This window comes from Pseudomonas sp. WS 5532 (assembly GCF_012985445.1).
In the GTDB taxonomy this organism is placed as follows: Bacteria; Pseudomonadota; Gammaproteobacteria; order Pseudomonadales; family Pseudomonadaceae; genus Aquipseudomonas; species Aquipseudomonas edaphica.
Map to the genome: position 1 here is coordinate 512,179 of NZ_JAAQWK010000002.1, position 11,959 is coordinate 524,137.

Sequence of the window (11,959 nt, forward strand, 5' to 3'; positions counted from 1 at the left end):
AGCGCTCCTGAAAACTTGGGGCCGCTGCGCAGCCCAGCGGGAGCAAGCTCCCTCGCCACATCAAGCCAGCTCCCACATTGATCCGGTTCCAAAGTCACTTATGTGCGAACCGGACACTGCAATAACGATTCAGCAGCTCAAGCTTAACCCCTTGATCTGCAATAACTTGAATAGCAGCCGCCGCTACGGCAGGCTTGCACGATTAACGACCCTCGACCGGGAGAGACAACACAATGGCACTTATCAGCATGCGTCAAATGCTGGACCACGCAGCCGAGTTCGGCTACGGCGTCCCAGCCTTTAACGTCAACAACCTTGAGCAGATGCGCGCCATCATGGAAGCCGCTGACAAGACCGACTCCCCCGTGATCGTCCAGGCTTCGGCCGGTGCGCGCAAATACGCCGGCGCCCCGTTCCTGCGTCACCTGATCCTCGCCGCTATCGAAGAATTCCCGCACATCCCGGTGTGCATGCACCAGGACCACGGCACCAGCCCTGACGTGTGCCAGCGCTCCATCCAACTGGGTTTCAGCTCGGTAATGATGGACGGCTCCCTGGGCGAAGACGGCAAGACCCCAACCGACTACGAGTACAACGTGCGCGTAACCCAGCAAACCGTGGCCATGGCTCACGCCTGTGGGGTTTCGGTTGAAGGCGAGCTGGGCTGCCTGGGTTCCCTGGAAACCGGTATGGCCGGCGAAGAAGACGGCATCGGCGCCGAAGGCGTGCTGGATCACAGCCAGATGCTGACCGACCCGGAAGAAGCCGCTGACTTCGTGAAAAAGACCCAAGTGGACGCCCTGGCCATCGCCATCGGCACCAGCCACGGCGCCTACAAGTTCACCAAGCCACCTACCGGTGACGTGTTGGCTATCGACCGCATCAAGGAAATCCACAAACGCATTCCGAACACCCACCTGGTGATGCACGGCTCTTCCTCGGTCCCGCAAGAATGGTTGGCGATCATCAACCAGTACGGCGGCGACATCAAAGAAACCTACGGCGTGCCGGTTGAAGAAATCGTCGAAGGCATCAAGTACGGCGTGCGCAAGGTCAACATCGACACCGACCTGCGCCTGGCGTCCACCGGCGCAATGCGTCGCCTGATGGCTACCAACCCGAGCGAATTTGACCCGCGTAAATTCTTCGGCGCTACCGTGACCGCGATGCGTGATGTGTGTATCGCTCGCTACGAAGCGTTTGGTACTGCCGGTAATGCTTCGAAGATCAAGCCGATCTCGTTGGAAGCGATGTACCAGCGTTACCTGAAAGGTGAGTTGAACGCCAAGGTGAACTGAGCCTTAAGCGTTTAAAAAGAAGCCCGCAGCGATGCGGGCTTTTTTGTGGCCGGGATTTGATCAGGCAGCGGTATCGAAACCTCGGTGCTCAATGACGCGGAACACGTCGCTCACGTCCTGCACCAGAATACGTGCGGTATTGGCCACGTTATTCAGGTCGCGCTCGGCGAAGTCCGGGAGGCTGGAGCAGGCCATCAGGTTGAGGTGTTCGAGGGCGGCGTTGAGGCGTTCGCGCAGGCAGGCGTGGAGGTCGGGCAGTGGGGCGGCGCTGTCGATCAAGAGCACCGGTGAATCGGTGGCGGATTCGGTGCAGGGGTAGAAGCGGCGGGGCGGTAATGGGTCGGTCATGGTGAATCCTTAACTCAAAAGAAGAATGACCACCGTTTGCTGCGAAACAAATTAGGTGGCAGCTGTACGCGGGTTCGCAGACCGAGGAGTTAAGACCCGGCAGACCCGAAGGTCTCCCACGCACAGCCGCCATAACAAGGACGGCCGTCGGCGGAGCGCCGGGGCCGTTTGTGACGGGTGCAGTATTAACTCGGTAGGGCTGCGAAACCCTATCGCTGTTCTCAGCGACGGGGCGAACTATAAGCGGCGATCTGTCCGCCCGCAACGGTCGTGTAGGACCAACCTCGATCCCCGAACCGATGGAGATCCAATGTGGGAGCCGGGCTTGCCCGCGATGGCGGTGTGTCAGGAACTGCTGATGGTGGCTGATACACCGCCATCGCGGGCAAGCCCGGCTCCCACAGAGTCAGGTGATGAGTTTAAGTGGTTGGATTAATCTGAGAATAGTCTTTGTGCCTGTCGGAGTTTGCCTACGAATAGTGGCGACTCAACAGTTGTTTGCGATCGGAAGCATCCTAAAGCCGGTCAGTAGAACGCACAGTGTCTTGATGGTTTTTCTGTTTTATTTGTACACCATTGAAAGTGCGCTTTTATCGCCTTCGAATCATTTAAGGTTGGGCTTTGAAATGTATTCGATGAGAGAGAAGTGATAATGAACTTTATTAAAGCTGCTGGCATTTTCATTGCATTGATGGCAGTGGGCTCTGCTGCGTCGGTCTATGGGAAAGGCAGGGTATATACAGCGTCTGTTGACGATAAGGGAACGGTCTATGCGCAATCGCCCACGTGGATTAAAGAAGTAAAATTGACTGCGCAACCTGACTACTTTTCAGAGTATAAAGTTAGATTCGTGCCCGGTGTTTTTAAAGAGGTGCCGAGCTTCTGTACGGTGTCGGTGACGGATGTGTACTCTAATGAACGTATCTTCTATGGTCACGCCAAGTTGGGTGGGCTGCCGGCGATCAATTACATTAATGTATTGACACTCATGGTTGGCGATAACAAACCCGCCGGCGATTCTTCAATGGGCTTTATGCTGATGTGCGTTGATTAAACCCACTAAGAGGCCCCGTTACTAACGGGGCTTCTTTCACGCTCTACTCGTGATCAATATCCAACTTGGCAAACGTCACCCGTGCGCCTTCCTTGCTGTCGCCGCTGTTGTCCTGCACATACACCCCTGCCTTGAAGTACAGCGGTTTCGCACCCCACGCGGCGCCTATGCGCTCGTTCCATTCGCCATCTGCGGCATACACATTGAGCAGCCCGGCTTTATTGAGGTTGATCACGTAGGTAAAGCTCTTGTTGAGTGGCACATTGGAGGCGACGGTGACCACGCGCCCCTCACCATCATCCGGGCGCATGCGCACCTTGGCGACGATGTTGCCGGTCTGGGTTTTTTCCTTGAATTGATACTCCAGTTTGATCAGCGGTTTCTGGCTGTCATACGCGTGGATCTGGCCGATGACCACTTTGCCGCTGGAGGGCACCTGGTTGACGGCCACGGTGGCGCGCAGGAAGTTGTTGGCTTCGTTGTAAGTCCAGTTGCGCAGGCGCCCATCGGCGTAGGTTTCGCGTAACTCGCTGCGTGGGTAGATGGCGTTTTCGGTGCGGGTGCCGGTCACGGGTGTCCAGAATTGCACGTTGCTGCCTTCGGCCTGGAAGTACTGGTCCTTGAAGCCGCTCAGCAGCTTGGGGGTGTCGATGGTCGTGGGCGGGGAGCCGACCGGGATGCTGAGGTTCCAGGTGGAAAGGTCGATCATGGTGTTGGCCTTTTACAGAGGGTGAAGGCTTTAGCCCGAGGGCTGTACAGGTTCTTTATAGGCGGTGGTTGTCCGGTTGTTAAACAGTTTGTGGCAAATTATTGGCGTCAGCTAAATGCCAAAAAGCCATGTTTCCCACAGGCCGTGGGCTGTAGGGCTTGACCGTTAGTCGGCTTCCTGAGCTTTGGCGCAATGATGGCATCCACGTCACTTCTGCTTTTTTTAAAGCGGGGCTAGAGTGAGCCCTCAGTGTTTGTCCGGTTTTTGTAGCAGAAGTGACCGGTGCAGCCCCTCAAGGAAGAGACGTAGCATGGATTGCGCTCCACACCCCGGCGATGGCAGTTCGGTTCTTTTGGTCGTCGATGACTACCCGGAAAACCTCATCAGCATGCGTGCGCTTTTGCAGCGTGAAGACTGGCACGTGATCACGGCCGCTTCCGGGCTGGAAGCCTTGGAGTTGCTGCTTGCCCACGAGGTCGACCTGGTCTTGCTGGATGTGCGCATGCCCGGCATGGACGGCTTTGAAGTCGCACGCCTGATGCGTGGCAGCCAGCGCACACGCATGACGCCGATTATCTTTCTGACGGCCCACGCACAATCGCCCGCCGCCGTGCAGGAGGGCTATGCCAGCGGCGCGATCGACTATCTGTTCAAACCCTTTGACCCGCATGTCCTCAAGCCCAAGGTCCAGGCCCTGCTGGAGCAGCAGCGCAACCGCCGCGCCTTGCAGCGCCTGAGCCACGACCTGGAGTTGGCGCGTGCCTTCAACGCCTCGGTGCTCGACAACGCCGCCGAAGGCCTGTTGGTGGTGGGCGAGGGCAGTGTGATCGAGTACGCCAACCCGGCGATTTCACGCTTGCTGAACGCCACCATGGCCGAGTTGCAGGGCGAGAGCTTCTTGAGTTTCCTGCAAAAGCCCCATGTGCCTGCGTGGTTGAGTTTCCCGATGTACGAGGCATACCGCCGGGGTGAAACGTGGCGTCAGCACGACGCGATTTTGCGCACCGGCCGTGGTCAGCAGGTGCCCGTGGCGTTGTCCTGTGCACCGCTGCCCGCCGAGCAGAAGGCCATGGTGGTGACCGTGCTGGACATGTCCGAGGTACGCCATCTGCATCAGCAGTTGGAGTTCCAGGCCGTGACCGATCCGTTGACGGGGCTGTTGAACCGGCGTGGCTTTCACCAGGCGGTGGAGAACATCTTGCTGCGCAGCGAGCGTAACGAGCAGTCGCTGGTGTTGCTGTATCTGGACCTGGACGGTTTCAAGCGGGTCAATGACTCGTTGGGCCACGACGCGGGTGACCGCGTGCTGCGCTGGGTCTCGGAGCAGATGCAGGCCTGCTTGCGCTCCTGCGACATTCTCGGGCGTATGGGCGGGGATGAGTTCACCGCATTGCTGGAGTTGGAGTGCCCGGAGCAGGCCGCCAAGATTTCGGAAAAACTGATCGAAAGAGTGTCTGTGTGCCAGCAAGTGGACGGTTTGGAGGTGATGCTCGGCGTCAGCATCGGCATCGCGACGTTCCCGGACTGCGGCTCCGACCTGAGCGGCCTGTTGCGTGCGGCGGATATCGCCATGTACGAAGCCAAGCGCGCGGGCCGTCAGCAATATCGCTATTACGATCAGGAAATGAACGGCCGCGCCCGTTCGCGGTTGATGCTGGAAGACAGCGTGCGCACCGCGATTCACAACAAGGACTTCACCCTGGTCTACCAGCCCCAGGTCTCGTTGGAAGACGGGCGCTTGCGCGGTGTCGAGGCGCTGCTGCGCTGGCAGCACCCCAGCGTCGGCGATGTGCCGCCGGGCTTATTCTTGCCGCTGCTTGAAGAGGCGCGGCTGATCAGCCAGTTGAGCGCCTGGATCTACCAGCAAGTCGCTGCCCAGCGCCAAGCCTGGCAAGCCACCTTCGATCAAGAGTTGGTGCTGAGCGTGAGCTTGAGTGCCAGCCAGTTCAATATGCCCAACCTCGCCAGCCAACTGCAGCAGGTCCTTGAACGACATGGGTTGCAGGGGCGCCAGCTGGAGGTGGAAATCAGCGAAGACAGCCTGATGAGTAACCTGGAAGAGACCCATAAGCAGCTCAAGTTATTGCGCCAGATTGGCGTGCGCATTGCCTTGGATGACTTCGGCCTGGGCCAATGCTCCCTGGCCCACCTTCGGGACCTGGAGTTCGATACGCTCAAGCTCGACCCGCAACTGGTGGCGCGCCTGCCAGGCTCGGTACGGGACGCGGCAATGGCGCGCAGTATCATCCAGTTATGCGCACATTTTGAGGTGTTGGTGATCGCCGAGGGTGTGGAAACCCTCGAGCAGTCAACGTGGCTCAAGGCCAATGGCTGCGCATTTATTCAGGGGCCGTTGGCTGCCCAACCGTTGGTGGCGGAGGAAGTGGCTGCCTGGTCCCACCCTCGTCTGCTGTGAATTCGCTACACTGGCGGCCTTCAAACCCTGTTGCAGAACCCCATGACCGCGCTGAAATACCTCCAGGCCTACCCCGCAGCGCTCCAGGAGCAAGTGCGCCAATTGATCGCCAAGGACCAATTGGGCGCCTACCTGGAGCAACGCTACCCCGAGCGCCACGGCGTGCAGAGCGACAAGGCGTTGTACAGCTATGCCCTGGCGTTGAAGCAGGAACACCTGCGCAACGCGCCGGCCATCGACAAAGTGCTGTTCGACAACCGCCTGGACCTCACCCACCGCGCCCTGGGCCTGCACACCACGATTTCACGGGTGCAGGGCGGCAACCTCAAAGCCAAGAAAGAAATCCGCATTGCGGCGCTGTTCAAGGAAGCCGCACCGGAGTTTCTGCGCATGATCGTGGTGCACGAGCTGGCGCACTTCAAGGAATCGGACCACAACAAGGCGTTTTATAAACTCTGTGAGTACATGATGCCGGGCTACCATCAGGTGGAGTTCGACCTGCGGGTGTACCTCACGTATCGCGACTTGCAGGGCAAGCCCTAACTTCAAAAGGCGTCGAGCATGGATGTGAGCAAGACCAAAAGCAGTTTCTACCGCCGCCTGTATGTGGCCTACCTGATCGACAGCGGCCAGGCCAGCAGCGTGCCGGCACTCACCGACGCCACCGGGATGCCACGGCGCACGGCGCAGGACACGATTGCGGCGTTGGCTGATCTGGATATTGTGTGTGAGTTTGAGCAGGAGGACGGCGCGCGCAATCATGCCGGGCGTTATCGGATTCGTAGCTGGGGCGCGATTGATCGGCGCTGGATCGAGGCGAACCTTGCGGCGGTCAAGCAGGTGTTGGGTTATCCCTGAACCGGGTGCTTGCAGCTCTGGCCTCATCGCAGGCAAGCCAGCTCCCACACTTGAAGTATTCGCAATTCAACGTGTGGGAGCTGGCTTGCCTGCGATGGCGTCCTTACTGGCGCCGCATACCAATATGGGGAATGTCATCCTCCAGGTATTCCTCACCCGCCACTTCAAACCCATACTTGCCGTAATACCCCTGCAAATGCGTCTGGGCTGACAGATAGATCGGCGTCTGCGGCCAGATGTCTTCAATGCGCTTGAGGGCTTCTTCCATCATCTGGTGCCCCAGGCCGGTACCGCGTGCCACCGGCGCGACGATCACCCGGCCAATCACCACATCACCGCCCTGGGATTCCGGGTCCAGCAGGCGCAGGTAGGCCACCAGCACGTCATCTTGCCAGGCCATCAAGTGGTGGGTATCGCCCGAAAGATCCTGCCCGTCGAGGTCTTGATAAACGCATTTTTGCTCGACGACAAACACCTCATTGCGCAGACGCATAATGGTGTACAGCTGCTCTTTGCCGAGGTCTTCGTGATGTTTGCAGACCCATTCAACCGTCATGGCGTTTTCCCTTATTAATGTCTGTGGCCGATAGTAAGCGCCGCCGCCCGTCCTGTCTAAATTGAGCATTTTTGTGAATGGCGTCAATTTGCCATCATTCAGTCCGATCGCCACAGGCTTCTTTGTGTAATCTGCAATACAGGCTCATTGATGAGCTACTGTTATCAGGCCAATGCCTGCCCGCCAAGGACTTTGAGCATGCCGCGATTTTCTCGTGCCGTTGCTTTAATAGGAGTGTTGCTGCTGGCTCAGCCGGCGGTGGCGCAGCGCCTGCGACTGGTAGCGGATGTATGGCCACCGTTTACCGATTCGACCTTGATCAACGGCGGCCTGGCCACTGATATTGTCAGTACGGCGCTGGCCCGAGCAGGCTATGCCAGTGATTTCGAACAAGTGCCATGGGCGCGGGCGCTGATGGGCGTGGGCGATGGCCGTTATGACGTGTTGATCAACGCCTGGTACGACGATGCCCGCACCAAGCTGGGCCAGTTTTCCGGCGAATACCTGATGAATCGCGTGCGGTTTATCAAGCGCCGCGACGACCCCATCGATTATCAGAACCTGGAGCAACTGCACGACGATCCCATCGCCGTGGTGCGCGGCTACGCCTATTCGGCGGCGTTCGACCAGGATGCGCAGTTGCAGAAAGTGCCGGTGCATAACTTCGCCATGGCGGTGCGTATGCTCGCGGCCAAACGCGTCAAGCTGACGCTGGAAGATGAGTTTGTGGCCCGCTATTACCTGGCGCGGGAGTCGCCACGGGTGCGCAACGCGGTGGAGTTTTTACCCAAGCCGTTGAGCGAGAACAGCCTGCATATTCTGGTGAGCCTGAAGAACCCGGAGCATGAACAGATCGTGGCCAGCTTTGATCGGGAGATTGCGCGGATGAAGGCAGATGGCAGTTATGCGCGGTTGATGAAGGAGCATGGGATGTAGTGTTTCTGCTGGCCCCATCGCAGGCAAGCCAGCTCCCACATTTTGAATGGCGAACACCTTCAAAGGTGGGAGCCGGCTTGCCTGCGATGGCGGTCTACGCTGCGCTGGTATCTTTGATCAAATGCGCCGCCAACGTGCGCAACGGCCCCAACTGCCGGCAAATCAACGCCAGTTGCGTCTGCACCAGCCGCTGCCCTTCATCGATCTCATCGGGCATCTGCTCCAGGTCCGCCGCCAACGCTTCCTCGGCATCACTCTGAATCGCGATGGGCTGCTTGTTGGCCAGCCCCGTGGCGATTTCGTCGATACTCGCCGCCAGGCTGTTACCGGCGCCGTCGATCAGATGTTCACGCACGTCGGCCGGTAATTGAGTCTCCCGATGCGCACCCAGCCCGGAAAGGTAACTGAGCAAGGTGTGCGACAGCACCAGAAAGCGGAAGCCCACATCGGCTTCCTTACGGAAATGCCCAGGTTCCATGAGCATATTCGCCAGCGTGGTCGACAGCGCCGCGTCGGCGTTGTGCGCATTGCGCCGCGCCAGCCGGTAGGCCAGGTCGTCGCGCTTGCCGGCGGCGTATTGCTGCATGATCTGGCGCAGGTAAATGCTGTTGCAGGTCAGGGTGTTGGCCAGCACTTTGTTCAGGCGCCGACCTTGCCAGTCCGGCAGGAACAGGAACACCGCCAGGCCTGCAATCAAGCTGCCCAGCAAGGTATCGAACAGGCGTGGCAGGAACAGCCCGTAACCGTCGCCCACCTGGTTGAAGCAGAACAGCACCATCAGGGTGATCGCCGCGGTGGCCAACGTGTAGCGGGTGGTGCGGTTGATAAAGAACACCAGGCCTGCGGCGATGGCGAACATCGACTGCACCAAAGGGTTTGGGAACAGATCAAACAGCGCCCAGGCCACGGTCAGGCCGATGGCGGTGCCGATGATCCGCTGGCCCAGCTTGCGCCGCGTGGCGCCGTAGTTGGGTTGGCACACGAACAGGGTGGTGAGGATGATCCAGTAGCCTTGGGACGGGTGGATCAAGTGCACCATCCAATAGCCGATACTCAGTGCCAGCGGCAGGCGCAGGGCGTGACGGAACAGCAGTGACGTCGGCGTCAGTTGCGTGCGCAGGCGCGTCCACATTTCCTTGAGGTTGCGCGGGGCACGGTCCAGCAGGCTGCTGTCGGTGGCGTCGGCCAGGGAGTCGGGGTTGCTGGCATCGCCGAGCAGGCGGTCGAGGGTGGACAGGTTGGCGGCCAACGCACGCAACGAGCGCAACAGGCCACGCCAGGCCGGGTTGCTCTGGATGCGCAGGTGTTCCAGGGAGGCGTTCAGGTCGCCCAGGGCTTCAGCGAAGCTGTCGTCATAAATGAACGGCTGGCGCAGCTGGATCGATTCGGCCAGGGCCTGGCAGGCCTTGCCTTGCTGGCGCAACAGGCGCTGGCAGCGGAACAGCACGTCGCTGTGGAAGAAGGCTTCAGCCAGGGCGTTGTAAGGGTAGTGGGACGAGCTGGCGCGTTCGTGGATATCCTGGGCCAGAAAGTACAGCTTCAGGTAACGGCTGACTTTTGAGCCGGGGCGGCCATTGCCTACGCGGTGCAGGATGATTTCTTTCGCGGCATTCAGCGCCGCCACCACCCGGCCGTTTTGCTGGGCCAGTTCCAGGCGGCGCGCTTCCACATCCAGTTGGCGGATCGGCTCGAACAGCGACGATTTAAGCTTGAGGTAACGCCCCAGCTCCCGAAACAACCGCGCCAGGCTTTGCTGCACCGGCTGGTTGGAAAACAGTGCCTGCCACAGCACCGACAGCGCGCCATACCACGCGGCGCCGGCCACCAGCAGCAACGGCTCGTGCCAGAAGTCGGTGACGGCGCCACCGCGCTGGTCCACGCCGATCATGGTGTACACCGACAGAATCAACGTCGCTGAAGCAATCGCGCCATACCGTTCGCCCAACGCGCCGAGCATGGTCAGGCAGAAGCTGGCCAGGGCCAGGGCGATGGCGAAGATCCACGGATAAGGGAACAGCAGTTCAACCGACAGTGCGGCGACACTGAAACACACCAGCGTTACCGCCAACGCATTCAGGCGGCCCTGCCAACTGTCATCGGTCTCGGCCAGGGCGCTGGCGATAATCCCCAGGAATAGCGGGATCAGCAGGGTCATTTCGTTTTGATACCAGCACAGCGCCATGCTGCCGGTGAGGGCGATGAATACCCGAACGCTGTAACTGAATTTATCCAGCGCCCACAGGCGCCGCATGGACTGCTTGAACGAGGTCGATGACATGAAGTCTGGAGTCTTCCGGGACGATGCCGCTAAATTGAGCCAGTAATGACGCCACGGCAAGCGTGGCGATCACATGTAACAGCAAAATTTATTCCAGCCAACATCCTAAGAACACCACGAAACTACTGTGGGAGCTGGCTTGCCTGCGATAGCGGCGGTGAATCCAACACCGCTATCGCAGCGGTGCGACGATTCGACGAGCCAGCTCCCACCTGTTGACTGTGTACATTCTTCAGGCGTATTGGGCGGCTGCGTAACCGGAAGCCCATGCCCACTGGAAGTTGAACCCACCCAGGTGACCGGTCACATCCAGCACTTCACCGATAAAGTACAAGCCCGGGCTTTTCAGCGACTCCATGGTCTTGGACGACACTTCCCGCGTGTCCACGCCACCCAGCGTCACCTCGGCCGTGCGATAGCCTTCGGTGCCCGCCGGTACCAACTGCCAGCTCGACAGCTTTTGCGCGATGTCGGCCACTTCGGCGTGGGTGTATTGCTTCATCGGCTTGGACACAAACCAGATCTGCGCCAACAGATTGGCCATCTTCTTGGTGAAGATCTCACCCAGCAGGGTTTTCAGCTCGCTGTTGGGGTGCTCGACCTGTTGCTGTTGCAGCCAGGTGTGCGCGTCGTGGTCGGGCAGCAGGTTGATTTCAACCGTGTCACCGGTCTCCCAGTAGGAAGAGATCTGCAAAATCGCCGGGCCACTGAGGCCACGGTGGGTAAACAAGATGTTCTCGCGAAAGCTCTGGTCGTTGCAGCTCACCAGGCAATCCACGGACGTACCGGACAACTCGCCGCACAACTCCTTGAGCTGGTCGGTGATGGTGAACGGCACCAAGCCTGCGCGGGTCGGCAGCAGTTCGTGGCCAAACTGCTTGGCCACCTGGTAACCAAAACCGGTGGCGCCCAGGGTCGGGATCGACAGGCCGCCGGTGGCGATCACCAGGGATTCGCAGCGCAGTTCACCCAAGGTGGTTTGCAGTTGATAGCCGCCGTCGACTTTGGCGATTTCCTCGATGGAGGTGTCCAGGTGCAGGCTCACGCCGGTCTGGATGCATTCATCGAGCAGCATGCCGAGGATGTCGCTGGACTTGTTATCGCAGAACAGCTGGCCGAGCTTTTTCTCGTGGTACGGCACGCCGTGCTTGGCCACCAGCCCGATGAAATCCCACTGGGTGTAGCGGGCCAGGGCCGACTTGCAGAAATGCGCGTTGTGCGAGAGGAAGTTGGCCGGCTCGGTGTACATGTTGGTGAAATTGCAGCGGCCACCGCCGGACATCAGGATCTTTTTGCCGGCCTTGTTGGCGTGGTCGATCAGCATCACCTTGCGCCCACGCCCGGCGGCGGTCAGCGCGCACATCAAGCCTGCGGCGCCGGCGCCAATGATCACAACTTCGGTCGAGCGCAAAACAGTTTCCTCATGTTCATCAGATCAGATCGTTCCCACGCTCTGCGTGGGAACGCATCCCGTGACGCTCTGCGTCACAAAGCGGACGCAGAGCG

General features: G+C 59.5%; 11 protein-coding genes. 6 read left to right on the forward strand and 5 right to left on the reverse strand.

The window, feature by feature from the left end; all coding sequences use genetic code 11:
- Window positions 1–233: 233 nt before the first annotated feature.
- Entirely contained in the window at window positions 234–1,298 is a 1,065-nt protein-coding gene (gene fba / locus HBO23_RS05995) for a class II fructose-bisphosphate aldolase (protein ID WP_003177554.1), read from the forward strand.
- 60 nt (window positions 1,299–1,358) lie between these two features.
- Here the strand turns inward: fba and HBO23_RS06000 are convergent, their stop codons facing one another.
- A complete protein-coding gene (locus HBO23_RS06000; RefSeq protein ID WP_017139393.1) occupies window positions 1,359–1,646 on the reverse strand; it encodes a hypothetical protein in 288 nt (95 codons plus the stop codon).
- A 652-nt stretch (window positions 1,647–2,298) separates the two neighbouring features.
- Here HBO23_RS06000 and HBO23_RS06005 point away from each other — a divergent pair.
- Complete coding sequence (locus tag HBO23_RS06005; RefSeq protein ID WP_099550439.1) at window positions 2,299–2,700, forward strand: hypothetical protein; 402 nt, start codon at window positions 2,299–2,301, stop codon at window positions 2,698–2,700.
- A 43-nt stretch (window positions 2,701–2,743) separates the two neighbouring features.
- Here HBO23_RS06005 and HBO23_RS06010 read toward each other — a convergent pair whose 3' ends face one another.
- Window positions 2,744–3,409: a polysaccharide lyase family 7 protein gene (locus tag HBO23_RS06010; protein ID WP_017139391.1), complete on the reverse strand. Its 666-nt coding sequence runs from the start codon at window positions 3,407–3,409 to the stop codon at window positions 2,744–2,746.
- Window positions 3,410–3,719: 310 nt separating this feature from the next.
- Here HBO23_RS06010 and HBO23_RS06015 point away from each other — a divergent pair, with 310 nt between their 5' ends.
- Genes HBO23_RS06015 through HBO23_RS06025 form a run of 3 tightly spaced genes read left to right on the forward strand, consistent with a single transcriptional unit; the run spans window position 3,720 to window position 6,683 of the window.
- Window positions 3,720–5,825 carry an EAL domain-containing protein gene (locus tag HBO23_RS06015; protein WP_170036847.1) on the forward strand — a complete coding sequence of 702 codons (2,106 nt, stop codon included), beginning with the start codon at window positions 3,720–3,722 and terminating at the stop codon, window positions 5,823–5,825.
- Window positions 5,826–5,867: 42 nt separating this feature from the next.
- The gene (locus HBO23_RS06020) at window positions 5,868–6,368 is read left to right on the forward strand and encodes a M48 family metallopeptidase (protein ID WP_017139389.1); all 501 of its coding nucleotides are present in this window, start codon (window positions 5,868–5,870) and stop codon (window positions 6,366–6,368) included.
- Between the two features lie 18 nt (window positions 6,369–6,386).
- The gene (locus HBO23_RS06025; RefSeq protein ID WP_017139388.1) at window positions 6,387–6,683 is read left to right on the forward strand and encodes a winged helix-turn-helix domain-containing protein; all 297 of its coding nucleotides are present in this window, start codon (window positions 6,387–6,389) and stop codon (window positions 6,681–6,683) included.
- A 103-nt stretch (window positions 6,684–6,786) separates the two neighbouring features.
- Here the strand turns inward: HBO23_RS06025 and HBO23_RS06030 are convergent, their stop codons facing one another.
- The gene (locus HBO23_RS06030; protein ID WP_170036849.1) at window positions 6,787–7,239 is read right to left on the reverse strand and encodes a GNAT family N-acetyltransferase; all 453 of its coding nucleotides are present in this window, start codon (window positions 7,237–7,239) and stop codon (window positions 6,787–6,789) included.
- Between the two features lie 198 nt (window positions 7,240–7,437).
- Here HBO23_RS06030 and HBO23_RS06035 point away from each other — a divergent pair, with 198 nt between their 5' ends.
- Window positions 7,438–8,175, forward strand: coding sequence for a transporter substrate-binding domain-containing protein (locus tag HBO23_RS06035; RefSeq protein ID WP_017139386.1), 738 nt, complete (start codon window positions 7,438–7,440; stop codon window positions 8,173–8,175).
- A gap of 94 nt (window positions 8,176–8,269) precedes the next feature.
- Here the strand turns inward: HBO23_RS06035 and yccS are convergent, their stop codons facing one another.
- Together yccS and HBO23_RS06045 are read right to left on the reverse strand one after the other, a co-directional pair.
- Entirely contained in the window at window positions 8,270–10,453 is a 2,184-nt protein-coding gene (yccS, locus tag HBO23_RS06040; RefSeq protein WP_138451593.1) for a YccS family putative transporter, read from the reverse strand.
- Window positions 10,454–10,685: 232 nt separating this feature from the next.
- Complete coding sequence (locus tag HBO23_RS06045) at window positions 10,686–11,864, reverse strand: NAD(P)/FAD-dependent oxidoreductase (protein ID WP_099550370.1); 1,179 nt, start codon at window positions 11,862–11,864, stop codon at window positions 10,686–10,688.
- Window positions 11,865–11,959 lie beyond the last annotated feature (95 nt).

Excerpts from the sequence above, each read along its gene's own strand:
- fba (WP_003177554.1), top strand. The coding sequence starts at position 234 with ATGGCACTTATCAGCATGCGTCAAATGCTGGACCACGCAGCCGAGTTC.
- HBO23_RS06000 (WP_017139393.1), bottom strand. The coding sequence starts at position 1,646 with ATGACCGACCCATTACCGCCCCGCCGCTTCTACCCCTGCACCGAATCC.
- HBO23_RS06005 (WP_099550439.1), top strand. The coding sequence starts at position 2,299 with ATGAACTTTATTAAAGCTGCTGGCATTTTCATTGCATTGATGGCAGTG.
- HBO23_RS06010 (WP_017139391.1), bottom strand. The coding sequence starts at position 3,409 with ATGATCGACCTTTCCACCTGGAACCTCAGCATCCCGGTCGGCTCCCCG.
- HBO23_RS06015 (WP_170036847.1), top strand. The coding sequence starts at position 3,720 with ATGGATTGCGCTCCACACCCCGGCGATGGCAGTTCGGTTCTTTTGGTC.
- HBO23_RS06020 (WP_017139389.1), top strand. The coding sequence starts at position 5,868 with ATGACCGCGCTGAAATACCTCCAGGCCTACCCCGCAGCGCTCCAGGAG.
- HBO23_RS06025 (WP_017139388.1), top strand. The coding sequence starts at position 6,387 with ATGGATGTGAGCAAGACCAAAAGCAGTTTCTACCGCCGCCTGTATGTG.
- HBO23_RS06030 (WP_170036849.1), bottom strand. The coding sequence starts at position 7,239 with ATGACGGTTGAATGGGTCTGCAAACATCACGAAGACCTCGGCAAAGAG.
- HBO23_RS06035 (WP_017139386.1), top strand. The coding sequence starts at position 7,438 with ATGCCGCGATTTTCTCGTGCCGTTGCTTTAATAGGAGTGTTGCTGCTG.
- yccS (WP_138451593.1), bottom strand. The coding sequence starts at position 10,453 with ATGTCATCGACCTCGTTCAAGCAGTCCATGCGGCGCCTGTGGGCGCTG.